Source organism: Ideonella sp. BN130291 (genome assembly GCF_036231905.1).
Taxonomy (GTDB): domain Bacteria; phylum Pseudomonadota; class Gammaproteobacteria; order Burkholderiales; family Burkholderiaceae_C; genus CAMLIZ01.
Window position 1 is genome coordinate 85366 of sequence record NZ_JAZARE010000007.1, and the last position, 22992, is coordinate 108357.

Genomic DNA, 22992 nt, shown 5'->3' on the forward strand with positions numbered 1-22992 from the left:
CGACCTGCAAGGTCTTGCAGTGTGCGTTTGCAACCGGCCGCGTAACATTCGGATGCATTAACCGGTCGTTTCCGGTGGGTACCTGCGTCCTCTTGTGTCCCTGATGTTCGAGTCCACCCTGCCTTTCGGCGAGCCGGAGCTGATGCGCGTGAGCGCGTTCCAGCGCTATCTCGACGACCTGGTGAAGCAGGGCAATGTCTCCGACGCGTCGGCCAGCCGCCTGTCCGCGCTCAGCCCGTCGCTGCTGCAGGATCTGATGCGCTTCGAGCACGACGGCCGCCAGACCGAGCTGCTGGAAGCCGTGGCCGCCTGCGTGCGCCATGCCCGGCCGCTGTGCATCCACCTGCAGTGCGACGACAAGGTGGTGCCGCTCACGCTGTTCCCGATGGAGCGCCTGGCCCACTGTCCGGTGCCGATGGCCGAGTTCCTCGCCTGCAAGCTGGCCGAGCTGCAGGTGATGCACGTGGAGCCCGCCATGCTGCGCCCGCCGGGCGACCCGGTGAAGAGCCTGGTGGGCGAGCTGCACCTGTACCACCCGCTGGCGCCGGTGACCTGGCAGCTGGCGATGCACGGCTCTCGCGAGGAGCTGCTGCCCGAGATCGCCGGCAGTGCCGCCTACCGCGTGGCGCCGGGGGTCGACCTGAGCCCGCTGGCCCTGGGCGGCTCCCTGCTGGCGGCGGTGAAGCGGCTGCAGCGCCACACCACCAACCTGCGGGAGATCAGCGACTGGCCGGGCTTCACGCGCGGCCGCGCCACCCGGCTGCTGAACGCGCTGTACCTGCAGGCCGGCCTGATCGTCAGCCGCACCCATCCGGCGGCCACCAACGAGGGCTGGTTCTAGGCCGGCTGGTCCACCGGCAGGGCCCGCTGCCCCAGCCCGAGCAACCCACCCGCGGCCAGGGCGAGCGCCGACCACAGCAGGCCGCGCGCCAGCCCACCGGCCGCGTCGGACACATAACCCACCAGCGTGGGTCCCACGATCTGCCCGACCGCGAACACGATGGTGAAGGCGCTGATGCCGGCCGGCCAGGCGGACGACGGCAGGTTGTGGCGCACCAGCGCCGTGGTCGCACCAGGCACCTGCAGGAAGATGGCGCCGAACGCGATGCCGGAGGCGAACACCGCCCAGACGCCCTGGCCCAGCGCCGGCAATGCGCAGGCGCCGGCCAGCAGCACGTTGAGCACGGCCAGCGGCCAGCCGTTGCGGTGCCGGTGCAGCAGACCGGACCACAGGCCCGACGAAGCCACCACTGCCGCCCCCAGCAGGGCATAGAACGTGGTCACCTGAGCCGGCGCCAGGCCCTGCTCGCGCAGCAGCGCCACCACGAAGGTCATGTACCCGATGTAGCCGAAACCGAACATGAAGTAGGCTGCCAGCGCCCAGCCGAAGCTTCGCCACGGCATGCGGCCCCGGCCGGCCGCGGGCGCCGCATCCGCCGGGCGGTCGGCCAGGGATCGCACCGGCCAGCGCAGGGCGACCGTGGCCAGCGCGCAGGCCAGCCCGAGCGCCAGCCAGGCGGCCTGCCAGGCAAACGCCCCCGCGGCCCGGGCGGCATCGGCCGCCACCTGCTGCGCCGCCGGCACGCCCAGCGCCGCGAACCCGATGCCCCAGCCGGTGCCGCCGTAGTACAGCGCGAGCAGGAAGCCCGACCCTTGCGCCGCCCGGCTGGCCAGGCGGGCCGCCAGCAGCCCGCCGGCAATGAACACCAGAGCACTGGCCACGCCGGTGAAGGCGCGCAACAGCAGCAGCGGCGGCGTGGCGATGACCAGGCCGGTGAGCAGCATGAACAGACTGGTGGCGGCCGAGCCGGCCAGCAAGGCGCGGCCCGCGCCCCAGCGTCGCAAGGCGGCGGGCGCGGCCAGCGCGCCGACCAGGTAGCCCAGCGCATTCGCCGTGTTCATCGCACCGGCGAGCAGGTAGCTCCAGTGGAGGTCGGCCCGCATCGGCGGCACCAGCAGCGCATAGGAAAACCGGGCCATGCCCAGCGACACGGCCGCAGCCAGCGAGAGCAGCAGTCCCACCATCAACGGCTGCCGGATCACGGCTGCACCGATCGCTGCGGCGGAGCGGGAACGCGCCTCTTCGCGCAGGCGGGCCCGACTCACGCGGCCGGCTCGCGCCTTCGGTACATGCCCCAGGCTTCCATGGTCATCACCGCCTCGCCGTGCTGGTTCAGCGTTTCCATGCGCGAGCGCGCCAGGCCGATGTGCGGCTTGCTCGCCATCGGCCGCGCCTCGAGCACGGTGGTGCGCACGTGCAGCACGTCGCCGGGGCGCACCGGCTTGAGCCACTGCAGCTTCTCGACGCCGGGCGATCCCAGGCTGGCACTGTCCAGCAGGTAGGCGTCGCACATCAGGCGCATGGAGAGTGCGGCGGTCATCCAGCCGCTGGCAATGAGGCCGCCGAACATCGTCTCCTTGGCCGCCGCTTCATCGACGTGGAAGCGCTGCGGGTCGTAGCGGCTGGCGAAGGCGATCACTTCCTCGCGCGTGACCTCGACGGTGCCGCTGGTCAGCACCTTGCCGACTTTGAAGTCCTCCCACCACCAGGTGGGTGCCGGTGTTGCGCCCGCCATCGTCAGACCCACGGCGCCTGCAGTTGCTCGGTGGCCAGGGCGCGCTGCAACGCCGGCCGCTGCAGCAGGCGCTGCAGGTAGGGGCCCACGTGCGGCAGCTCGCGCGCCGGGCGCTGGAAACCGCGCGTCCAGCGGCACAGCATGAAGGCATAGGGATCGAGCGCGCTGTAGCGCTCGCCCATCATCCATGGGCCGGCTTCGGCGAGGTGCCCGTCCAGCTGGTCCAGCAGCACGCCCACACGCGCTTCGGCCTGGCGCTTCACTTGCGCCGTGCCGTCGGCGTTGCCCGGGTCCACCAGGCGGTCGGGATAGAAGTAGTGGATCAGGCTCGCCTGCAAGGTGTTGGTCATCCACACCAGCCACTTGTAGAAGTGCGCGCGCTCGGCCGTGCCCAAGGCCGGCGCCAGCCCGCATTCGGGATGGCTGTCGACCAGGTGCAGGCAGATCGCCGCCGCCTCGTACAGCACCAGCTCGCCATCGACCAGCACCGGGATCAGGCCGTTGGGGTTGAGCTTGAGGTAGGCCGGGGACTTGTGTTCGCCCTCGTCGCGCGCCACTCGCTTGAGCGCGAACGGCACGCCGATCTCTTCGAGCAGGATGTGCGGCGCCATGCTGGCGTTGCTGGGGAAGTAGTGGAGTTGCAGCATGGCTCAATTGTTGTCCACGACGCAGCCGGCGTCGGGCTGCGCACCCGCATGCACCGCCACCGGCTCGGGCACCTCGAAGCCATAACGCACCGCGGTGAGCTCGGCCAGGATGGACACCGCGATCTCCGGTGGCGTGCGTGCGCCGTTCTTCAACCCCACCGGGCCGTGCAGGCGGGCCAGTTGCTGAGGCGTGAGGCCGAAGTGCTCGGCCAGCCGCGCCTTGCGCTTGGCCTGGTTCACGCGCGAGCCGATGGCGCCCACGTAGAAGGCCGCGCTCTTCAGCGCTTCCATCAGCGCCAGGTCGTCCAGCTTGGGATCGTGGGTGAGCGCGATCACGGCCGTGTGGCCGTCGGGCTGCAGCTCCAGCACCGTGTCGTCGGGCATCGCGCGCAGCAGGCGGGCGCCCGGCACGTTCCAGGCGTCGGCGTATTCGGCGCGCGGGTCGCAGATCAGCACTTCATAGTCCAGTGCTTTGGCCATGGTGGCGAGGTAGTAGGTCATCTGGCCGGCACCGATGAGCAGCAGGCGCCAGCGCGGGCCGTGCGTGGTGGTGAGTGCGCTGTCGCTCAGGTGCAGCTCGTCGCTGGGGCCGGCGGTGTCCAGCTCCACACCGCCGTCGGCCAGGTGCAGCACCCGGCGCACCAGTTCGCCGCGGGCCAGGCGCTCCAGCAGCTCGGGCAGGCGCGACGCCGCGCCCACCGGCTCCAGCACCAGCTGCAAAGTGCCGCCGCAGGGCAGGCCGAAACGCGTGGCCTCTTCGGCCCCCACGCCATACACCGTGACCTCCGGTTTTTGCAACGCGAGCGCGCCGTCCTTGACCTTGGCGATCAGGTCGTCCTCGATGCAGCCGCCGGACACCGAACCGGCGATCTGCCCATCGCCCCGCACGGCCACCACCGAGCCGATCGGCCGCGGCGCCGAGCCCCAGGTGCGGGTGACGGTGGCCAGCACCACGCGGTGGCCGGCGCGCTGCCAGTCGATCACCTGGCGCAGGATCGTGAGGTCGACGTTGTCCATGGCCGCGAGTGTGCGGCTTCCTCGGTCTTCGTGCACAGCAGGGCCAACGATAAGATCGCGCCCACACAAGCCAGGACAGGTCCGTCGGGCCGATGGAGGGGAAAACCATGCGCACGCTGTCGATTGCCGATGGAGAGCTGTGGCTGCACGACGAAGGCACCGCGCCGCGGCAGATCGAGTCGCCGTTTGCGAAGGAGCTGATCGAGCGCGCCCTGCAGAGCCGCCGCACCACCGGCTGGAAACACGCGCCGCGTGAAGAGCAGACCGGTGTGATCCCCACTGCCACCTTGTGGGGGCACCCGGCCGGCGCCGACGGTGCCATGCAGGTGCGCTTCCTGCACGCCTGCCGCGCCGACGACGACGACACGCTGTACTACGTGCTCGCGGTGGGCCGCACGCGCGGGCTGTTCCGCCGCCACCTGGCCGAGGACCGCGAGGTGCGCCTCTTCCACCGCACCGACTGGGAATGCGAAGGCTTCGTCTACAACCCGGAGGACAGGCGGCTGATCGTCGCGTCCCGGCACGCCGACGGCACCGCGCATGTCGAGGTCTATGACGAGGACGGCAACCGCCGCGCGACCCTCACCGAGGGGGAATGCGTGGATGCGGCCCCGGCGCTGGTGCCGGGGCGCTCGCGCACGATCGTCTACCAGTCCAGCGGCGTCGCCCGCCATCCGCAAGGCGGCCATGTGATGGCACAGGCGCACGCCTGCGTGCACCTGCTGAACTACGGCAACGGCCAGCTGGAAACGGTGCTGGACGACCCCCGCCACGACTTCGTCGCACCGCGCATGGACACGCAGGGACGCCTGTATGCGATCCGGCGACCTGCGGAGAAGCTGCCCCACCAGCGGGCGGGCACCGCACTCACGGACCTGCTGCTGATGCCCCTGCGCCTGTTGAAGGCGGTGTTCGGCTACCTCAACTTCTTCTCGATGGTCTATGGCAAGGAGCCCTTGCGCTCGGCCGGCGGGCCACGCACGCCGGCGCTGGACCAGGACCTGGGACGGCTGTGGCTGCACGGCCGGATGATCGAGCTGTCCAAGGTGAAGGCCGACCCCCAGTACGCCGGCAACCTGGTACCGCGCAACTGGGAGCTGGTTCGCATGTCGCCGCACAGCGGCGTGCCCGAAGTGCTGGCGCAGCACGTCGCCTGCTTCGACCTGCGGGCCGACGGCAGCGTGGTCTACAGCAACGGCTTCGACATCTCGCTGCTGCTTGCCCAGGGCCAACGCAGCGGCATGGCGCGGCAGCAGCAGGTGGCAGCGCTCAGCGCGATCTGAGTCGGCGGCACCGCCCCGCTCAAGCCGCGCCGGCCGCATGTGCCCGGTGCGGCATAAGGGTTTGCCCGCCGGTGCGGCGGGGGGCATCGTCCTAGCATGGCCCCTCGATCCCCGCCGGCCATTCGTCACGAACGCGATCACGCCAGAGCAGCCGACGGAACGCGAGCCAGCGAACACCGAAGGAGACAACGATGGGCTTGACGATCACGCTGAAGGTCAACGGCGCGCCGGTCACGCGCGAGGTGGCCCCGCAGACCCTGCTGTCGGACTTTGTGCGCGAGGGCTTGCGCCTGACCGGCACCCACATCGGCTGCGACACCTCGCAGTGCGGCGCCTGCACCGTGCACCTCAACGGCCGTGCGGTGAAGAGCTGCACCATGCTGGCCGTGCAGGCCCAGGGCAGCGAGGTGCTCACCATCGAAGGCCTGGCGGCGGAGAACGGGCAGCTGCATCCGATGCAGGAGGCGTTCCGCCAGTGCCATGGCCTGCAGTGCGGCTTCTGCACCCCAGGCATGGTGATGAGCGCGGTGGAGCTGGTGCAGCAATGCCCCGACGCCAGCGAGCAGCAGATCCGCGAGCGGCTGGACGGCAATTTCTGCCGTTGCACCGGCTACCAGAACATCGTCAAGGCGGTCCAGCAGGGCGCCGAGGCCATGCGCTAACCGGAGCACCGACATGAATGCACGCCAGAACTTCGTCGGCCAGTCCGTCGTTCGCCGCGAGGACGCCCGCTACCTCACTGGCCGCGGCCAGTACACCGACGACATCACCCTGCCGCAGCAGAGCTACGGCGTCTTCCTGCGCTCGCCCTACGCCCATGCGCTCTTGAAGCGCGTGGACGCGTCCGTCGCGCGTCGCGCCGAAGGTGTGCTGGGCATCTTCACCGGGGACGACTTCAAGGCCGTGGGCGGGCTGCCCTGCGGCTGGCTGATCAACAGCATCGACGGCCAGCCGATGAAGGAGCCGCGCCATCCGATCCTGGCCGACGGCAAGGTGCGCTACGTAGGCGACCGCGTCGCGCTGGTGGTGGCGGAGACGGTGGAGCAGGCCAAGGCGGCTGCCGCGCTGATCGATGTGGACTACGAAGAGCTGCCCGCGGTGGTGGACATCGCCGACGTGGCCGGCGCCGGGGCCGCGGTGCACGACGAAGCGCCGGACAACCAGTGCTACCTCTGGTCCATCGGCGACGAGAGCGGCACCGACCTGGCCTTCAAGGGCGCGCCGCATGTGAGCACCCTCACCTTCCGCAACAACCGGCTGATCCCCAATGCGATCGAGCCGCGCGCTGCGAACGCGACCTACAACCCATCGGACGACAGCCACACGCTGTACGTCGCCAACCAGAATCCGCACGTCGAGCGCCTGCTGATGTGCGCCTTCGTGCTCGGCATTCCGGAGCACAAGATGCGCGTGGTCGCTCCCGACGTGGGCGGCGGCTTCGGCTCGAAGATCTTTTTGTACGGAGAGGAAACCGCGCTGGTATGGGCCAGCAAACAGCTGAAGCGGCCCGTCAAGTGGACGGCTGAGCGCAGCGAATCGTTCCTGTCGGATGCGCACGGGCGCGACCACCTCACCAAGGTGGAGCTCGCCTGTGACCGGAGCGGCAAATTCCTGGGACTGCGGGTGAACACCACCGCCAACCTGGGCGCGTACCTGAGCACCTTCTCCACTGCGGTGCCCACCATCCTGTATGCCACCTTGCTGGCCGGCCAATACACCACGCCCAAGATCCATGCGACGGTGAAGGCGGTGTTCACCAACACCGCGCCGGTGGACGCCTACCGCGGCGCGGGCCGGCCGGAGGCCACGTATGTGGTGGAGCGCATCGTGGAGACGGCGGCCAAGGAGCTGGGCATCGACCCGGCGGAGATCCGCCGGCGCAACTTCATCCGCGAGTTCCCGTATGCCACGCCGGTGGGACTGACCTACGACACCGGAGACTACGACGCCACCTTGAACCGAGCGATCGAGCTGGCCGACGTGGCGGGCTTCCCGGCCCGCAAGGCAGCCAGCGAGGCGATGGGCTTCAAGCGCGGCATCGGCTACGCGGCCTACATCGAGGCCTGCGGCATTGCACCCTCGAGCGTGGCCGGTGCGCTGGGGGCGCGCGCCGGGCTTTTCGAAGCCGGCGAGGTGCGGGTGCACCCGACCGGCAAGGTGACCATCTTCACCGGCTCCCACAGCCATGGCCAGGGCCACGAGACCACCTTCGCGCAGTTGGTGGCCGACAAGCTCGGCATCCCGATGGACGACGTGAACATCGAGCACGGCGACACCGCCAAGGTGCTGTTCGGCATGGGCACCTACGGTTCACGTTCGCTGGCGGTGGGTGGCACCGCCATCCTGAAGGCCGCCGACAAGGTGATCGCCAAGGGGCGCAAGATCGCGGCGCACCTCATGGAAGCCGACGACAGCGACGTGGAGTTCACCGACGGCGTGTTCAAGGTGGCCGGCACCGACAAGGCCGTGCCTTTTGCGCAGGTGGCGCTGACGGCTTATGTGCCGCACAACTTCCCGCACGACAAGCTGGAGCCCGGGCTGAACGAAAACGCCTTCTACGACCCGAGCAATTTCACCTACCCCGCGGGCACCTACATCTGCGAGGTGGAGATCGACCCGGCCACCGGCGTCACCCGCATCGAGCGCTTCACCGCCTGCGACGACTTCGGCAACGTGATCAACCCGATGATCGTCGAGGGCCAGGTGCATGGCGGGGTGGCCCAGGGCATCGGCCAGGCGCTGATGGAATTCGGCCAGTACGACACCATGGGCCAGCTGCTCACCGGCAGCTACATGGACTATGCGATGCCGCGCGCGGCGGACCTGCCCACCATCACCGTGTCCACGGTGAAGGGCACGCCCTGCACCCACAATCCCATGGGCGCCAAGGGCTGCGGCGAAGCCGGTGCCATCGGCTCGCCGCCGGCGGTGATCAACGCGATCTGCGACGCCCTGGGCGTGAAGGACGTTCCGATGCCCGCCACCCCGCACACCGTGTGGCGCGCTGCAAGATGAACCACCCCGGGGCGCCTTCGGCGCCTCCCTTCAAGGGGCGCTGCCAGCGGCCCGCCAACGCCGGCGCCGCGGCAGCCGCCGGGCTGGCGGGCGGCGTGCAGCAACAGTGAGCGCTCGAGAGACTGAAAGGACCTTCCCCATGCAAGCATTTGCCTATCAACAGCCCACCTCGCTGGCCGAGGCGCAGCAGGCAGTGGGCGCCGCCGGCGCGCGCTTCCTGGCCGGCGGGCAGTCGCTGCTGCCGGCCATGAAGCTCGGGCTGTCCGCACCGGAATCGCTGGTGGACCTGGGCGGCATCGCGGAGCTGAAGAGCATCCGCGTGTCCGGCGGCACCGTCACGCTGGGCGCCATGGCCACGCACGCCAGCGTGGCCGAATCGCAGGCGGTGCGCGACACGTTGCCGGCGCTGGCCGAGCTGGCCGGCAACATCGGCGATCGACAGGTGCGCAACCGCGGCACCATCGGCGGCAGCCTGGCCAACAACGACCCGGCGGCCGACTATCCGGCGGCCGTGCTGGCCCTGGGTGCCACCATCCACACCGACCGCCGCACCATCGCCGCGGACGACTTCTTCAAGGCCTTGTACGAGACGGCACTGGCCGAGGGGGAGATCATCACCGCGGTGAGTTTCCCCGTCCCCACCAAGGCGGGCTGGCAGAAGTTCAAGCAGCCCGCCTCGCGCTTCTCGCTGGTCGGTGTGTTCGTTGCGCAGGGCCCGCAAGGCGCGCGGGTCGCGGTCACCGGCGCCGGGCCGTGTGCCTTCCGCGTGAAGGCGCTGGAGGACAAGCTCGCCGCCAGCTGGTCGCCCACGTCCTGCGACGGGGTGAAGATCGATGCGGCCGGCCTCAATTCCGATCTGCATGGTTCAGCCGACTACCGCGCTGCGCTCATCCCCGTGCTGGCCAAACGCGCCGTGCAGGCCGCCGGCTGATCGAAGCTTCCACGTCTCCTACGACAACGACGCCGCTTGCCGAGCGGCGTCTTTTTTTCCTCCGATGAGTTCAGCCCTCCCCACCAGCATCGACGACACCCAGGCCGGCCTGCTGGCGCACGACTACGTGGCCGAGCGCTCGCTCGCCACCGCCGTGTTCCTCGCCCTGAAGCTGCAGCGCCCGCTGTTCCTCGAAGGCGAGCCCGGCACCGGCAAGACCGAGATCGCCAAGACCCTCGCCGCGATGCTGCAGCGCCCGCTGATCCGCCTGCAATGCCATGAAGGCCTGGACCTGGCCGGCGCGGCCTACGAATGGAACTACGCGCGCCAGATGATCGAGATCAGGCTGGCCGAACGCGAAGGCGCCAGTCGCGAAGCCCTCGGTGAAGAACTTTTTTCCGGCCGCTTCCTCATCAAGCGTGCGCTGCTGCAGGCCATCGACCCCAGCCACCTGCAGCCGCCGGTGCTGCTGATCGACGAACTCGACCGCGCCGACGAACCCTTCGAAGCCTTCCTGCTCGAGGTGCTGTCCGACTTCCAGATCACCATCCCCGAGTTCGGCACCATCCGCGCCGCGCAGCCGCCCATCGTGCTGCTCACCTCCAACCGCACCCGCGAGATCCACGACGCGGTGAAACGCCGCTGCCTCTACCACTGGGTCGGTTTCCCCGATGTGGCGCGGGAGACGGCCATCCTCAAACGCCGAGTGCCCGAAGCGCCGGTCGCACTGACGCGCCAGGTGGTGGCCTTCGTGCAATCACTGCGTTCACTCGAGCTCTACAAACAGCCGGGTGTGGCCGAGAGCATCGAATGGGCGAGGGCGTTGATGGCCCTCGATACCCTGGTGCTTGATCCGCAGACGGTTCAAGACACGCTCGGTGTGCTGCTGAAATACCAGGACGACATCGCCCGCTTGCAAGGCGATCAGTTGAAGCGCCTGGTGGACGAGGCTCGGGCGGCATGAGCTGGCGGTGCACTCGTCGTCTGGAGCGAGATCGGGACGGTGGGGTGTGGCCCCGTAGCGAAGTAAAGGAGGAGGTGCGGACGAAGTCCGCGCCGGGGGACATGAGCGGAGTGGGCCACACCCCGCCCTCGCCACACGCCCAGCCGCGGAATGTGGAACGCCAAATGACCGCACCGACGTGACAATCGCCGACAACGTCATGCACTTCGCCCGCGTCCTGCGCCACGCCGGGCTGCCCATCGGCACCGACCGCGTGCAGTTGGCACTGCAAGCACTGCAAGTCGCCGGCATTGAACGGCGCGATGACTTCCACGACGTGCTGCTTGCCTGCCTGGTGGACCGCCTGGAGCACCGCCCGCTTTTCGACCAGGCCTTCGAGCTGTTCTGGCGCGACCCCGACATCGCCGGCCGCATGATGGCCTTGCTGCTGCCGCAGGTGCAGGCGCAGGCCGGGCTGCTGCAGCAACGCGAAAACCGCAGGCTCTCCGCCGCGCTGTACCCCGCCGCCGCCACCGCACCGCCGCCCGCCGCGCCGCCCGAACAGGCCGAGTTCGACATGGCCTTCAGCTTCAGCGAGCGCGAACACCTGCGCAAGGCCGACTTCGACACCATGACGGCCGACGAATGGCTGCGCGCCAAGCAGATGCTGCGCCAGATGAAGCCGCTGTTCGCTCGCCTGCCCACGCGGCGCCTGCAGCGCAGCAACCGGCCGGTGCGCATCGACTGGCGCGCCAGCTTGCAGGCGATGGCGCGTGGCGGTGGCGAGCTGTGGACCCTGCGCTGGCAACGCCGACGCCTGCGGCCCGCGCCGGTGGTGCTGCTGGCCGACATCTCCGGCTCGATGAGCCGCTACTCGCGCATGCTGCTGCACTTTGCGCATGCCTTGAACCGCGGCGACGCGCCGGTGCACAGCTTCGTGTTCGGCACCCGGCTCACCCACACCACGCGCCTGCTGCGCCAACGCGATCCCGACCTGGCGGTGGCGCAGGTGGTCGATGCGGTGAACGACTGGTCCGGCGGCACCCGCATCACCGCCTGCCTGCATGAATTCAACCGGCTGTGGGCGCGCCGGGTGCTCAGCAGCCGGGCCACCGTGCTGCTCATCACCGACGGCCTGGAGCATGGGGACACCGGTGCGCTGGCCTTCGAGATGGAGCGCCTGCACAAGAGCTGCCGCCAGCTGGTGTGGCTGAACCCGCTGCTGCGCTTCGATGCCTTCGAACCCAAGGCCGCCGGCATCCGCGCCATGCTGCCGCAGGTGGACCGCTTCGTGGCCGCGCACAATCTGGCGAGCCTGGAGCAACTGGCCCAGCTGCTCACCGAACCGGACACCGCACGATGGAACTGAACAATCAGCAAACACTGCCCGTCGGCCAGGCCGAGGCCTGGGCCGCGCTGAACGACACGGCGCTGCTGCAGGCCTGCATCCCGGGCTGCGAGTCCATCACGCCCAACGGCGACAACGCCTACGACGTGGCCATCATGGCCGCCGTGGGGCCGGTGAAGGCGCGCTTCAAGGGCAAGCTCAGGCTCGCCGACATGGACCCGCCGAAGGCCTACACCCTGCAGTTCGACGCGCAGGGCGGCCCGGCCGGCCACGGCAAGGGCACGGCCAAGGTAGAGCTCACGCCGGTGGACGCCAGCCAGACGCTGCTCAGCTACGCCGTGCAGGCCAGCGTGGGCGGCAAGGTGGCGCAGATCGGCTCGCGCCTGGTGGACATGGCGGCGCAGAAGATGGCCAGCGAGTTCTTTGACAACTTCACCGCGCAGCTGGCGGCGCGCCATCCGGCGCCAGCGCACGCCGCGGCGCCCAGCCCGGCCCAGGCGGCCAAGCAGGCGGGTGTGCTGGCCCGCCTGATCGCGTCGCTGCGGCGCCTGCTGGGGCGTGGCGCCTCGTAAAGCGGCCTTACTTGCTGCCGGCCCCGCCCAGCAGCGCGTCGCGCGTGCTGCCGCGCACCTTGGGGCCGATCCACACTTTCATCATCATCGGGAAGAAGCTTTCGCCCTTGATGGTGTCGCCGATCTTCTGGCCGTTGAGGCTGAACTCGGTGGACTGGGTGGCCGGGTTGTATTCGATGCCCATCAGGTCGCCCTTGAACACCTTGCTGCGGTTGCCGAACACCACGCCGAGCTGCGCGGTCTGGATGATGTTGGTACTGAACTCCTCCACCGCGTTCTGGCGGATGCGGTCCAGCATCGCGTTGGACAGGTCGCGCGCCGGCACGTCGCGCAGCATGTAGAACTGGATGCGCTTGGCGCCCTTTTCGGCCACGGCGCCTTCCATGGTGGTCTGCTTCTTCGGCAGGTAGAAGGCCACCGCGGTGGACTTGGTCGAGAGGATGCTCGACACGGCGGCGCCGTTGAGCACGAGCTGTTGGCCGTGCACCGTGGCGGTATCGGGGAAGTGGAAGCCTTCGATCTCCACGTCCGCTGCCCAGGTCAGGGCGCTGAACGCGGCAAGGCAAACGGCGGCAAGGGCGCGAAGGAGTCGGCTCATGATGGTCACTGACAAGGGTTGAATGAAAAGTGCCCGCGGGATGCGGGCGGGCGGATTACAACTCGCCGACCCCGTCAAGCGAAAGGACCGGCCAATGAGTTGGCTTCTCTAGTCAGTGCCGTTCGTGATGCTTCGCACACGGTTTGTTACGAATTGGCGGCACCATCCCGCCGCTCCATCACAAATCGTTGAGGAATCCGAATGAGCCTGCTTTCCGCCGCTGCCTGCCCGGCCGCCATCCGCCGCACCAGCGCGGCCGCCGCCCTGGCCTTGCTGGCCGCCGCGCCCGCCATGGCGACTGAAAACAGCCAGGTGCGCGCGCTGCTGGGCGCCCCGTCCTACGAGCTGGCCACGCCGCAGTTCCCCGGTTGGTACGGCCAGCTGTGGGTACAGCACTACGAAGCCACCCAGCTGCGCGGCGACGACGGCGAGCAGGCCACCAGCAGCACCGTGGTGCCGGGCCTGGGCACCGTGCCGCTCACCGTGCAAGGCGCCGTGCGTGCCAACGTGCTGGTGCCGCGCATCACCTACGTGACCGAGAAGCTGGTGTTCGACGGCCGCCTGGGCTTCTCCGCCACCTTGCCGGTGGTGGAGCAGACCACGCACATCAGCCTGGTGCCCACGCTGCCGGCCGGCCTGCCCGCGCCGGTGGTGGGCGCCATCAACGCCGGCCTGGCGGCCGAGAGCGCGCGCCGCTCCGGCAGCCACACCGGCCTGGCCGACCCCGAACTGGCCGCCTTCGTCGACTGGGCGCAGGACGAATCGCGCCTGGTGGCCGGCTTTGCGGTGAACGCCCCCCTGGGCGATTACGACAAGGCCCGTGCGGTGAACACCGGCGCCGGCAAGTACTGGACGTTCAAGCCGCTGCTGGTGGCCTCGCGCGTGTGGGAAAGCGGCCTGGAGCTGGGCCTGCGCGCCACCTATTCGTTCAACACCAGGAACAGCGACACGGACGTGCGCTCGGGCCAGTACCTGCATGCCGACTGGGCCGGGCTGTGGCGCCTGAACGACCAGCTGCGCATCGGCCTGCAGGGTTATGTGCTGAAGCAGTTCACCAAGGATGCCGGCCCCGGTGTGGCCGATCACGGCAATAAGGTGCAGGCGCTGTCGGCCGGCCCGGCGGTGGCCTACATCGCCGAGAGCGGCACCTGGGCGCTGGATCTGAAGGTGATGCAGGAGTTCTCGGTGCGCAACCGGCCCGAAGGCACCACCAGCTGGGTGCGCCTGAACATGCGCCTGGACTGAAACGCGCCTGGCGCCCGAGCGGTCGCGAGCCTAAGCTGTCACAGGGCCTGACGGCTTAGGCTCGCACCAGCGGGCCGGGCGGGGCCGGATCGAGCGAAAGGACCTTCCATGCTGTCCGATGCCTCAGTCACCACGATGCTGCCCGTCCAGGACATCGCCCGTGCGCGAGTGTTTTATGAAGGTTGCCTTGGCCTGAAGCCCGGCGGCTCCCGGCCCGATGGCAAGTTCGTGTACCGGGTGGGCGGCAGCACGCTGGCCCTGTTCCCCAAACCCGAAGGCACCAAGGCCGACCACACCGCGGTCAGCTTCCAGGTGGCCGACATCGTCGCGAGCGTGCGGGAGCTGCAGGACGCCGGGGTCATCTTCGAGGACTATGACTTTCCCGGCTTGAAGACGGTCGACCATGTCTGCGTGCTGGGCGCCGAAAAGGCCGCCTGGTTCAAGGACACGGAAGGCAACTACCTCTGCATCCATGAAGACATCGCGCCAGCGTAGCCCGAGCGGGCGGGGCCGGCGCTAGAGATCGTGTCGCTCATGCCATTGCGCAAGCGACTCGTCCGGGTATTCGTCGAACTGCTTGTCGCCGGGCCGCAGCTCGGGCTCGGCCCAGTGGGCGCGCGAGCCCAGCATCATGTGGGTGCGCTCGGGTGGGGCCGGCAACGGTGTGTCGATCGCCGAGGCATGCGGGTGCACGAGGTCCGGCCAGGTGGGGTCGTACAGCCACAACGCGCTGCCGCAGTGCTTGCAGAAGTGGCGCTGGCCGCTGCTGGTGGTGCCATCGGGCATGTGGGCGCGATAGACCGACAGGTGCTCGCGGCCTTCCACCTTGAGCGTGCGGAAGTCCGCGCCGAGGTTGATCGCGTAACCGCCGCTGCCGGCCGTCTTGCGGCAGATGGAGCAGTAGCAACGCATGAACGGGCTGGGCGACATGGCCTGCACGTCGAAGCGCACGGCGCCGCAGTGGCAGCTGCCCTGGAGATGGGTCGTCATCGTGTTGGCTCCCGGTGATGCGAGCCGGCCATTCTGCAGCGCCGGCTCGCCCGCATGGGGGTCAGCCGCCGCGCCCCGCGCCGAAGGCCCAGGCCAGCGCGCTGAAGGTGGCGAACGCCAAGGTGGTCGAGGTGAGGATGATGCGGGCCACCCGGCCGTTGTCGGCGCCATACCGTTCGGCGAGCAGCGACACGTTGCTGGCGCTGGGCAAGGCCGCCGCCAGGGTGAGCACCGTGAGCTCGAAACTGGACAGCGGCGCACCCAGCGCGCGGGCGGCCGCGCCCAAGGTGCCCACCAGCGCCGGGTGCACGAACAGCTTGATCAGCGCCACGGGCACGAACTGTGACGCCGGCGTGCGGCTGTGCGCATGCTGGCCGGCACGCCACAGCACCGCGCCGATGGTGAACAGCGCCACCGGCGTGGCCGAATCGGCCAGCATCTTGACGATCATGTCCAGCGGGCCGAACGGCTTGATGCCGGTGGCCGAGCTCAGTGCGCCCAGGGCGATCGCCCACGGCAGCGGGTTGCTGAAGGCGCCTCGCAGCGCCTTCACGATGGCCGTGCGCGCGCCGTGATGAGCCGCCCCGTGCGCTTCGGCCAGCGCGATGCACAGCGAGCTGGTGATGAACAGGTCGGCCAGCACGGTGCAGATCACCGGGCCGGCCGCCGCCGCACCCAGCAGCGCGGCCAGCAGCGGCACGCCCATGAAGCCGGTGTTGGGGAAGGCCGCCACGAGGGCACCAAAAGCCGCGTCCTTGAGGGTGAGGGCACCGCGCCAGGTGACCGCCACGGTGAAGGCCACCACCGCCAGCGCGCAGGCCAGGTACACGCCCAGCACCACCGGATTCAGCAGCTGCAGCACCGGCGTGTTCATGCCGAAGCGGAACAGCAGGCAGGGCAGTGCGAAATACAGCACGAAGGCGTTCAGCCCCGGAATCGCCGCTTCGGGAAGGACGCGGCGCCATGCCGCCAGGTAGCCCGCGAGCACGAGTGCGAAGAACGGAACGGTGACGGCGAGGATGGCCTGCATGGCAGGCGGCAAGTATCTCAGTGGCTTGCTGTGCGGAAGTGCAGCCTCAAGCGGCTTGCACGCCCGGATGCCCCGCTTCCACCACAAACTCCGCCGCAGTGCGGACCCCGCTCGCCGCATCCAGCACATCGTCCACCACCCGCAGCCGCGCCTTCAGCTGCTGCTCGTCGAGCGCAAAACGCACATAACCTCGCTGGTCGCTGCGGCCATAGTGGACGTGCGGGTTGAAGGGCAGCGCCGCGTCCACGCGGCTTTGTGCCATCGAGTTGCTGCTGATCGAAGTGCCGCAGAACTCCGCCGCGACGATGGACGACTTGTCGTCGTCGAAGTCGGCCTTCAGGTCGGCCACGTAGTTGCTGTGCACGTCACCGCCCAGCACAACGACATTGGGCACCTTCTTGTCACGCACGGTGCCCAGCAGCCGGTTGCGCGCGGGCGCATAACCGTCCCAGCCGTCGGTCCAGTAGGTGGGCTCGGCAGCCGGGTCCTTCCAGCTGAAGCGCGCCATCAGCGTCTGCTGGGCCAGCAGGTTCCAGCGCCGCTGCAGGTCCCAGCCTTCGGCCAGCCAGCGCTCCTGCGGCTCGCCAAGCAGCGTGCGTTTCGGGTCCAGCAGCGCGGGGCAGTTCTTCAGCGCCACCGTGTTGCTGCCGCCGCGGCCGGGCTTGGGGCATACCTGCGGGTCGCGGTACTGGCGGTCGTCCAGGGTGTGGATGCGTGCGAGCGTGCCCCAGTCCCAGCGCGCATGGATGCGCATGTCGGGGCCGCGTGGGCGCCAGGCTTTCGGAAACGGCAGGTGCTCCCAATAGGCCTGGTAGGCCGCGGCGCGGCGGCGCACGAAGTCCTGCTCCAGCACCTCGCCCAGCAGGCCGGCGTGGTCGTTCTCCACCTCGTGGTCGTCCCACACCAGCAGCCAGGGGGCCGCCGCGTGCATGGCCTGCAGCGCGGGGTCGCTCTTGTATTGCGCATAGCGGTCGCGGTATTGCGACAGCGTGGTGGTGTAGCCGCCGGTGTGGGACCGCACCCGGCCCGGGACGTACGGGTATTCGTAGATGTAGTCGCCGAGGAAAAGCACCAGGTCGAGCTGCTCGTCGGCCATGTGGCGCCAGGCCGCATAGTGGCCGTGGTCCCAGCGCTGGCAGCTGGCGATGGCGAACTGCAACGACGCCGCCGCATCCGGTGCGGGCGCAGTGCGGGTGCGGCCGGTGGTGCTGCGCTGGCCCAGCGCCTGGAACCGATACCAGTACCAGCGCGCCGGCTGCAGGCCCGCGGGCTCGGCGTGCACGCTGTGCGCCCAGTGGCCTTCAGCCACCTCCTGCCCGCTGGCGACGACTTTGCGGAAGGCGTCGTCCTCGGCCACTTCCCAGCGCACGTCCACGCGCTCGGGCAGGTCGTCGCCGGTGAGCCGCGTCCACAGCACCATGCCATCGGGCCGCGGGTGGCCGGAGGCGATGCCGAGGGTGAAGCGCTCGGTGTCCGCGGCCCCTGCGTGGCGCGACAGCGCGGGCGCCATGCCGGCCGCCAGGGCGATCTGCAGCAGGCGGCGGCGGGCGGAGTCGTGCGTCATGACCGGATGCGGAAGTTCGTCGTGCCGCAGCAGTGTGCATCACCGAGGTGCGCCGGTGTGACAGGTTCGAAACGCAGCCGGGCGCATTCACGCCCGGCCGAGGGCTTCGTGCCGCCTATCACGGCCGCGCCAATTCCCCGATCCCGCCGGCGCCACCCTGGTGGCTATGATGCGCGGCCTCCCCGCTGTACCGCCCCCATGGCCGACGCTCCCGCCTCCCTCAATCCTGCCCAGCTCGAAGCGGTGCATTACCTCGGCGGGCCCTGCCTGGTGCTGGCCGGCGCCGGCTCCGGCAAGACGCGTGTCATCACGCACAAGATCGGCCGCCTGCTGCAGGCGGGCTACGAGCCCGGGCAGATCGCGGCCATCACCTTCACCAACAAGGCCTCGGCGGAAATGCGCGAGCGCGCCAAGCAGCTGGTGGGCCCCAAGGCCGCCAAACACCTGGTGATCAGCACCTTCCACTCGCTGGGCGTGAAGATCCTGCGCACCGATGGCGCACGGCTGGGCCTGAAGGAGCAGTTCTCCATCCTGGACTCGGACGACGTGCTGGGCGTGCTGAAGGACGCCGGCGGCAGCACCGACAACGCCACCGCGCGGCGCTGGCAATGGACCATCAGCCTGTGGAAGAACCAGGGCCTGAACAGCGATGGCGCGATCTCTGCGGCCAAGGATGCGGAGGAGCAGCAGATCGCGCGCGTGATGCGCTTGTATGAAGAGCGGCTCACCGCCTACCAGGCGGTGGACTTCGACGACCTGATCAGCCTGCCGCTGAAGCTGCTGACCACCGACGCGGAAGCGCGCGCCAAGTGGCAGGACACCCTGCGCTATGTGCTGGTGGACGAATACCAGGACACCAACGCGGTGCAGTACGAGCTGCTGAAGGCGCTGGTGGAGCATCCGCATCCGGCCCGCCGGGGCCTGTTCACCGCGGTGGGCGACGACGACCAGAGCATCTACGGCTGGCGCGGCGCCACCATCGACAACTTGAAGCGCCTGCCGCAGGAGTTTCCAAACCTGAAGGTCATTCCGCTGGAGCAGAACTACCGCTCCACCGGCAGCATCCTGCGCGCGGCCAACAACGTGATCGCGGGCAACCCCAAGATCTTCGAGAAGAAGCTGTGGAGCGAGTTCGGCGACGGCGAGCCGGTGCGGCTGGTGGAATGCGACGGCGAGGAGCATGAAGCCGAGCGGGCGGTGGCGCGCATCCAGAGCCAGCGTTCGCAGGGCGGCCAGTGCAGCTTCAAGGACTTCGCCGTCCTCTACCGCGCCAACCACCAGGCGCGGGTGTTCGAGCAGGCGCTGCGGCGCGCGCAGATCCCCTACAAGGTGTCGGGCGGGCAGAGCTTCTTCGACCGCGCGGAGATCAAGGACCTGTGCGCCTGGCTGCGCCTGCTGGTGAACCAGGACGACGACCCCGCCTTCCTGCGCGCGGTGACGACCCCCAAACGCGGCATCGGCCACCAGACGCTGGGCGCCCTGGGTGAGTTCGCCGGCAAGTCCAAGGTGAGCCTGTACGAGGCGCTGTTCGCGCACAGCCTGGGCACGGTGCTCAAGGGCCGGGCCATCGATTCGCTGCACGAGTTCGGCCGCTACGTGAACGACCTGGAGCACCGCGCCCGCCACACCCAGGGCGCGGAGGATGCGAAAGCGCTGCTGATGGAATGGCTGAAGGACATCGGCTACGAGCAGCACCTGCACGACGGCGAGGACAGCGAGAAGCTCGCCGCCTCGCGCTGGAGCAACGTGCTCGATTTCGTCGACTGGATCGCCAAGCGCTGCGGCGGCGAGATCACGCAGGAAGGCGGCACCTTCGAGACCGAGCGGCAGAGCGTGCTGCAGGTGGCCCAGACCATCAGCGTCATCATCAGCCTGGCCGAACGCGGCGACGAGCAGGACGTGGTCACCTTGAGCACCTTGCACGCGTCCAAGGGCCTGGAGTGGCCGCATGTGTTCCTGGCCGGCGTGAACGAAGGGCTGCTGCCGTTCCGCAGCGAGGACGAGGACATGACGCCCGCCCGCCTGGAGGAGGAGCGCCGCCTGATGTACGTGGGCATCACGCGCGCACGCACCACCTTGGCCGTGAGCACCTTGCGCCGGCGCAAGAAGGGCCGCGACACGGTGGTGGGCATCCCCAGCCGCTTCATCAACGAGATGAAGCTGCACGAGGCCAGCACCAAGGAAGATCCGAAGGAACGGCTCAAGCGCCTGCGCGCCGAGCTGGCCGCCAAGGCCGCCGCCACCCCGGCAAGCACCGAGCGCTGAAGCGCCACCCGGCGCGCAGAATGCGCGCCATGACGACCGACACGCTGCCCGCCTCCTCGCCCAACCAGCGCTGGCTGGCGGCTGCCACCGTCGCGAGCGCGGCCTTCACCATCCTCGCCGGCACCCTGCACCTGCCGTGGCTCGCCTATGTGTTCAAGCCGCTGACCACGCTGCTGGTGATCGTGTATGCCTGGCCACGCGGAGCGGACACACCGCAGGTGCGGCGCTGGGTGCGCGCCGGCCTGGTGCTGTCGCTGGTGGGTGACGTGGCGCTGCTGTGGCCGCAGCAAGGTTTCCTGCCCGGCCTGGTGTCCTTCCTGCTGGCGCACCTGGCCTACATCGTGGCGTTCACGCGCGACACACGGTTCGCAGCCCGTCCATTGCCCTTCGTGGCGTACGCGCTGGTGGCCGCGGCGATCCTCTCCATGCTGTGGCGCGGCGTTCCCGCGGACCTGCGCATCCCGGTGCTGGCCTATGTGGTGTGCCTGGCCAGCATGGCCGCGCAGGCGGCGGCCCGCTGGCGTGCCCACCTCGATGATGCCGACGCCGGGCGGCTTCGAACGGCCGCGCTCGGAGGCGTGCTGTTCATGGCCTCCGACGCCCTGCTGGCGACCGACCGCTTCCACGGTGGCCTGCCGGCCGCGCCGCTGCTGATCCTGTCCACCTACTGGCTGGCGCAGTGGTGCATCGTGTCGTCCTTGCGGCGCTGAGCCGGTCACCCCCTCGTCACCCCTGCACCGGCCGCGCCGGCCTTGCGGCCTCCCACAATCGCGGCCGCGGCCGATGGTGTGGCCGCGCTGACGGGGAGGCCCATGGACCGGCATCGACGACGACTTCTGGAACGCGCCTGGGCTTGGGGTGCGCTGGGCGCCCTGGCGCCGCTGGTGGCCGGCTGCGGCGGCGGGGGATCGCCAGCCCCAGGCGAGGACGGCACCGCCCAGCCGATGGATGCGGCGCTGTCGGACGACTACGTCAACGTGCGCGGCGCGCCCTACTACGCCAAGGGCGACGGCGTCACCGACGACACCGCGGCGATCCAGGCCGCCATCGATGCATCGCAGGAGGTGTACCTGCCCCCAGGCACCTACCGGGTGCGCACGCTGAAGCTGCGCAGCCGCAGCATCCTGCGCGGCAGCGGCTGGAGCTCCGTGCTCAGCCAGAGCAGCGACGCCCACATGCTGGCCGGCGAATCGGCCTCGGCCACCAGCTTCCTCGACGACATCACCATCCAGGACCTGCAGCTGCTGGGCGAGGTGACCACCAAGAAGTTCCGCGAGCACACCCACCTGGTGGCCATCAACGGCGCGCGAAACCTGAAGATCCAGCGTTGCCTGCTGCGGGGCTTCCGCGGCGACGGCATCTACCTCGGCGGCCGCAGCAATGCCGACGGCAGCGCCCGCCACAACGAAAACGTGCTCATCCTCGAGTGCGAGTTCGACGGCATCAACGGCGACAACCGCAATGGCGTGTCGGTGATCGACGGCGACGGGGTCGTGATCCAGCGCAACTGGTTCCATGACTGCAGCCGGATCGACATGCCCGGCGCGATCGACGTGGAGCCCAACGAGCAGGCCTTCCACATCGCGCGCAACATCTCGGTGGCCAGCAACAGCTTCGCGCGCATCGGCGGCTTCGTGGGCGTGGTCAGCGTGGTGTTGGCCGACCACCAGTACACCGAGGCGCCGAGCAACTTCCACATCGCCAACAACTACATCGACAGCTGCAAGGGGCCGGCGTTCTCGTTCGTGCACCGGCCGGCAGCCGACGTGTCGGCGAGCACGCCGCCGCACAACTTCGTGGTGAGCGGCAACGTGGTGCAGGGCGCGGGGCGCGGATTCAGCCTGACGGCCGTCTGCGGGGCGGTGATCGAGGGCAACCAGTTCAGCGACGAACAGGGTTCCTACGTCGGCTTCAAGGACGCGCACCTGGCCTGCCGCGAGGTGCTGCTGCTGAACAACGTCTTCCTGCGCTGCGGCAGCGTGGGCGGCATCGCCATGCGGGTGTTCACCGTGGAGTACCTTCAGTTCCAGGGCAACCGCTTCGACGACTGCGGCACCGGGGCCAACGGATCCTATGCGCTGGACTTCAACACCGGCACCTCGGCCCATGTGACGCTGGACCGCAACACCTTCGTCACACCGACGAAGAAGACGCTGGTGGCCATCCGCCAGGAACCCACCCACGTGTTCACGCCGGCCACCAACCGCTTCACCGGCAACCAGCTCAACGGCCTGCCGAGCGATTTCCCGTACGCGCCCTGAGGCGTCACAGCTGCAGCTTGCCCACGTAGACGATCGGGCCGGTGGCCTTGCCGGTGGGCGACCCGCCCGGCGGCTCGACGGTGACCGCCAGCGCTGCGGTGTCGCCCTTGAGCAGCGATTGCGGCAGCAGCTTGCGCTGCACGATCGTGGTGCCGTTGGCCGAGATCACGCCCAGCGAACGCGGTGCACCTTCCGGCGGCACGGCCCACAGCTCGAGCGCCCGGTCCGCCTGCAGCGCCACCGGCTGCACCGGCCGGGTGGTGAGGGCGCGGCCGTCCGCGCTCAGGCTGGCCACGAAGGTGCCGCTGGCCAGCGGGCCCTGGCCGGTGCCCTGCAGCACGATGACGATGGGCGCCTGCGCCGGCGGCGGGCTGGCCAGCAGCATCGCCAGGCCAAGGGCCACCGCGCTGGTGAAGCCGGCCAGCGCACGCCACAGCCCCAGGCGCTGCCACCACGCCGCCGGCGCGGGCGCGGTTTGCGGCCACAAGCGTTGTTCGATCGCATACCAGACGCCCGGCGGCGGGTTCTCGGTCGCGATCACGCCGGTGAGCGGCATCAGCCGGTCCTGCCAGGAGCGCACTGCCGAGCGCAGCGCCGGGTGGGCCGCGAGCAGGGTTTCAAAGCGGCGCTTGGCACGCCCGCGCAGGGTGCCGGCCACGTACTGCGCGGCCAGCGCGTCGGCGAGGGAGGGTTTGCTGTAGTCCATG

At 69.5% G+C, this 22992-nt stretch carries 22 protein-coding genes; 13 read left to right on the forward strand and 9 right to left on the reverse strand.

What is annotated here, in order from left to right; translation table 11 throughout:
- Positions 1–103: 103 nt before the first annotated feature.
- Positions 104–841 (forward strand): hypothetical protein, encoded by a 738-nt coding sequence (locus VPH43_RS16130; protein WP_328578749.1) that lies wholly within the window; start codon positions 104–106, stop codon positions 839–841.
- Here the strand turns inward: VPH43_RS16130 and VPH43_RS16135 are convergent.
- The 4 genes from VPH43_RS16135 to VPH43_RS16150 are packed head-to-tail and all read right to left on the reverse strand — an operon-like array spanning position 838 to position 4240.
- Positions 838–2106, reverse strand: coding sequence for a YbfB/YjiJ family MFS transporter (locus VPH43_RS16135; RefSeq protein WP_328578750.1), 1269 nt, complete (start codon positions 2104–2106; stop codon positions 838–840). The two genes, VPH43_RS16130 and VPH43_RS16135, sit on opposite strands and share 4 nt — an antisense overlap.
- Positions 2103–2588, reverse strand: coding sequence for a MaoC family dehydratase (locus tag VPH43_RS16140; RefSeq protein ID WP_442909304.1), 486 nt, complete (start codon positions 2586–2588; stop codon positions 2103–2105). The genes VPH43_RS16135 and VPH43_RS16140 overlap by 4 nt, the downstream gene beginning before the upstream one ends.
- Positions 2579–3223: a glutathione S-transferase family protein gene (locus VPH43_RS16145; protein WP_328578751.1), complete on the reverse strand. Its 645-nt coding sequence runs from the start codon at positions 3221–3223 to the stop codon at positions 2579–2581. Before VPH43_RS16145 ends, VPH43_RS16140 begins: the two co-directional genes overlap by 10 nt.
- 3 nt (positions 3224–3226) lie before the next feature.
- Complete coding sequence (locus tag VPH43_RS16150) at positions 3227–4240, reverse strand: XdhC family protein (RefSeq protein WP_328578752.1); 1014 nt, start codon at positions 4238–4240, stop codon at positions 3227–3229.
- A gap of 107 nt (positions 4241–4347) precedes the next feature.
- Between VPH43_RS16150 and VPH43_RS16155 the strand changes: the two genes are divergently transcribed.
- The 7 genes from VPH43_RS16155 to VPH43_RS16185 all read left to right on the forward strand — a co-directional run bounded on the left by VPH43_RS16155 (position 4348) and on the right by VPH43_RS16185 (position 12332).
- A complete protein-coding gene (locus VPH43_RS16155) occupies positions 4348–5523 on the forward strand; it encodes a hypothetical protein (protein WP_328578753.1) in 1176 nt (391 codons plus the stop codon).
- 191 nt (positions 5524–5714) lie between these two features.
- Complete coding sequence (locus tag VPH43_RS16160; protein ID WP_328578754.1) at positions 5715–6185, forward strand: (2Fe-2S)-binding protein; 471 nt, start codon at positions 5715–5717, stop codon at positions 6183–6185.
- A 13-nt stretch (positions 6186–6198) separates the two neighbouring features.
- Positions 6199–8538: a xanthine dehydrogenase family protein molybdopterin-binding subunit gene (locus tag VPH43_RS16165; protein WP_328578755.1), complete on the forward strand. Its 2340-nt coding sequence runs from the start codon at positions 6199–6201 to the stop codon at positions 8536–8538.
- Between the two features lie 139 nt (positions 8539–8677).
- Positions 8678–9469 (forward strand): FAD binding domain-containing protein, encoded by a 792-nt coding sequence (locus tag VPH43_RS16170; RefSeq protein WP_328578756.1) that lies wholly within the window; start codon positions 8678–8680, stop codon positions 9467–9469.
- Positions 9470–9533: 64 nt separating this feature from the next.
- Positions 9534–10433 carry an AAA family ATPase gene (locus tag VPH43_RS16175; RefSeq protein ID WP_328578757.1) on the forward strand — a complete coding sequence of 300 codons (900 nt, stop codon included), beginning with the start codon at positions 9534–9536 and terminating at the stop codon, positions 10431–10433.
- A gap of 178 nt (positions 10434–10611) precedes the next feature.
- Positions 10612–11781, forward strand: a complete 1170-nt coding sequence (locus tag VPH43_RS16180) for a vWA domain-containing protein (RefSeq protein WP_328578758.1) — start codon at positions 10612–10614, stop codon at positions 11779–11781.
- On the forward strand, positions 11772–12332 hold the full coding sequence (locus VPH43_RS16185) for a CoxG family protein (RefSeq protein WP_328578759.1): 561 nt from the start codon (positions 11772–11774) through the stop codon (positions 12330–12332). The genes VPH43_RS16180 and VPH43_RS16185 overlap by 10 nt, the downstream gene beginning before the upstream one ends.
- A gap of 7 nt (positions 12333–12339) precedes the next feature.
- Here the strand turns inward: VPH43_RS16185 and VPH43_RS16190 are convergent, their stop codons facing one another.
- Entirely contained in the window at positions 12340–12930 is a 591-nt protein-coding gene (locus tag VPH43_RS16190; RefSeq protein ID WP_328578760.1) for a chalcone isomerase family protein, read from the reverse strand.
- A 201-nt stretch (positions 12931–13131) separates the two neighbouring features.
- Here VPH43_RS16190 and VPH43_RS16195 point away from each other — a divergent pair, with 201 nt between their 5' ends.
- Both VPH43_RS16195 and VPH43_RS16200 read left to right on the forward strand, forming a co-directional pair.
- On the forward strand, positions 13132–14175 hold the full coding sequence (locus VPH43_RS16195; protein ID WP_328578761.1) for a SphA family protein: 1044 nt from the start codon (positions 13132–13134) through the stop codon (positions 14173–14175).
- A gap of 108 nt (positions 14176–14283) precedes the next feature.
- The gene (locus VPH43_RS16200; RefSeq protein WP_328578762.1) at positions 14284–14670 is read left to right on the forward strand and encodes a VOC family protein; all 387 of its coding nucleotides are present in this window, start codon (positions 14284–14286) and stop codon (positions 14668–14670) included.
- 21 nt (positions 14671–14691) lie between these two features.
- On the opposite strand, the gene VPH43_RS16205 is transcribed toward VPH43_RS16200, so the two are convergent.
- The 3 genes from VPH43_RS16205 to VPH43_RS16215 all read right to left on the reverse strand — a co-directional run bounded on the left by VPH43_RS16205 (position 14692) and on the right by VPH43_RS16215 (position 17759).
- Positions 14692–15165 (reverse strand): GFA family protein, encoded by a 474-nt coding sequence (locus VPH43_RS16205; RefSeq protein ID WP_328578763.1) that lies wholly within the window; start codon positions 15163–15165, stop codon positions 14692–14694.
- A gap of 61 nt (positions 15166–15226) precedes the next feature.
- The gene (locus tag VPH43_RS16210; RefSeq protein ID WP_328578764.1) at positions 15227–16195 is read right to left on the reverse strand and encodes an AEC family transporter; all 969 of its coding nucleotides are present in this window, start codon (positions 16193–16195) and stop codon (positions 15227–15229) included.
- Between the two features lie 46 nt (positions 16196–16241).
- Positions 16242–17759, reverse strand: a complete 1518-nt coding sequence (locus tag VPH43_RS16215; protein ID WP_328578765.1) for an alkaline phosphatase D family protein — start codon at positions 17757–17759, stop codon at positions 16242–16244.
- Positions 17760–17957: 198 nt separating this feature from the next.
- Between VPH43_RS16215 and VPH43_RS16220 the strand changes: the two genes are divergently transcribed.
- The 3 genes from VPH43_RS16220 to VPH43_RS16230 all read left to right on the forward strand — a co-directional run bounded on the left by VPH43_RS16220 (position 17958) and on the right by VPH43_RS16230 (position 22285).
- Positions 17958–20024 (forward strand): ATP-dependent helicase, encoded by a 2067-nt coding sequence (locus VPH43_RS16220; RefSeq protein ID WP_328578766.1) that lies wholly within the window; start codon positions 17958–17960, stop codon positions 20022–20024.
- A gap of 29 nt (positions 20025–20053) precedes the next feature.
- Positions 20054–20734, forward strand: coding sequence for a lysoplasmalogenase (locus tag VPH43_RS16225; protein ID WP_328578767.1), 681 nt, complete (start codon positions 20054–20056; stop codon positions 20732–20734).
- Positions 20735–20836: 102 nt separating this feature from the next.
- Positions 20837–22285: a right-handed parallel beta-helix repeat-containing protein gene (locus VPH43_RS16230; RefSeq protein WP_328578768.1), complete on the forward strand. Its 1449-nt coding sequence runs from the start codon at positions 20837–20839 to the stop codon at positions 22283–22285.
- Positions 22286–22289: 4 nt separating this feature from the next.
- Here VPH43_RS16230 and VPH43_RS16235 read toward each other — a convergent pair whose 3' ends face one another.
- On the reverse strand, positions 22290–22991 hold the full coding sequence (locus VPH43_RS16235) for an anti-sigma factor (protein ID WP_328578769.1): 702 nt from the start codon (positions 22989–22991) through the stop codon (positions 22290–22292).
- Position 22992 lies beyond the last annotated feature (1 nt).

Excerpts from the sequence above, each read along its gene's own strand:
- VPH43_RS16130 (WP_328578749.1), top strand. The coding sequence starts at position 104 with ATGTTCGAGTCCACCCTGCCTTTCGGCGAGCCGGAGCTGATGCGCGTG.
- VPH43_RS16145 (WP_328578751.1), bottom strand. The coding sequence starts at position 3,223 with ATGCTGCAACTCCACTACTTCCCCAGCAACGCCAGCATGGCGCCGCAC.
- VPH43_RS16150 (WP_328578752.1), bottom strand. The coding sequence starts at position 4,240 with ATGGACAACGTCGACCTCACGATCCTGCGCCAGGTGATCGACTGGCAG.
- VPH43_RS16155 (WP_328578753.1), top strand. The coding sequence starts at position 4,348 with ATGCGCACGCTGTCGATTGCCGATGGAGAGCTGTGGCTGCACGACGAA.
- VPH43_RS16160 (WP_328578754.1), top strand. The coding sequence starts at position 5,715 with ATGGGCTTGACGATCACGCTGAAGGTCAACGGCGCGCCGGTCACGCGC.
- VPH43_RS16165 (WP_328578755.1), top strand. The coding sequence starts at position 6,199 with ATGAATGCACGCCAGAACTTCGTCGGCCAGTCCGTCGTTCGCCGCGAG.
- VPH43_RS16170 (WP_328578756.1), top strand. The coding sequence starts at position 8,678 with ATGCAAGCATTTGCCTATCAACAGCCCACCTCGCTGGCCGAGGCGCAG.
- VPH43_RS16175 (WP_328578757.1), top strand. The coding sequence starts at position 9,534 with ATGAGTTCAGCCCTCCCCACCAGCATCGACGACACCCAGGCCGGCCTG.
- VPH43_RS16185 (WP_328578759.1), top strand. The coding sequence starts at position 11,772 with ATGGAACTGAACAATCAGCAAACACTGCCCGTCGGCCAGGCCGAGGCC.
- VPH43_RS16190 (WP_328578760.1), bottom strand. The coding sequence starts at position 12,930 with ATGAGCCGACTCCTTCGCGCCCTTGCCGCCGTTTGCCTTGCCGCGTTC.
- VPH43_RS16195 (WP_328578761.1), top strand. The coding sequence starts at position 13,132 with ATGAGCCTGCTTTCCGCCGCTGCCTGCCCGGCCGCCATCCGCCGCACC.
- VPH43_RS16200 (WP_328578762.1), top strand. The coding sequence starts at position 14,284 with ATGCTGTCCGATGCCTCAGTCACCACGATGCTGCCCGTCCAGGACATC.
- VPH43_RS16205 (WP_328578763.1), bottom strand. The coding sequence starts at position 15,165 with ATGACGACCCATCTCCAGGGCAGCTGCCACTGCGGCGCCGTGCGCTTC.
- VPH43_RS16210 (WP_328578764.1), bottom strand. The coding sequence starts at position 16,195 with ATGCAGGCCATCCTCGCCGTCACCGTTCCGTTCTTCGCACTCGTGCTC.
- VPH43_RS16215 (WP_328578765.1), bottom strand. The coding sequence starts at position 17,759 with ATGACGCACGACTCCGCCCGCCGCCGCCTGCTGCAGATCGCCCTGGCG.
- VPH43_RS16220 (WP_328578766.1), top strand. The coding sequence starts at position 17,958 with ATGGCCGACGCTCCCGCCTCCCTCAATCCTGCCCAGCTCGAAGCGGTG.
- VPH43_RS16225 (WP_328578767.1), top strand. The coding sequence starts at position 20,054 with ATGACGACCGACACGCTGCCCGCCTCCTCGCCCAACCAGCGCTGGCTG.
- VPH43_RS16230 (WP_328578768.1), top strand. The coding sequence starts at position 20,837 with ATGGACCGGCATCGACGACGACTTCTGGAACGCGCCTGGGCTTGGGGT.
- VPH43_RS16235 (WP_328578769.1), bottom strand. The coding sequence starts at position 22,991 with ATGGACTACAGCAAACCCTCCCTCGCCGACGCGCTGGCCGCGCAGTAC.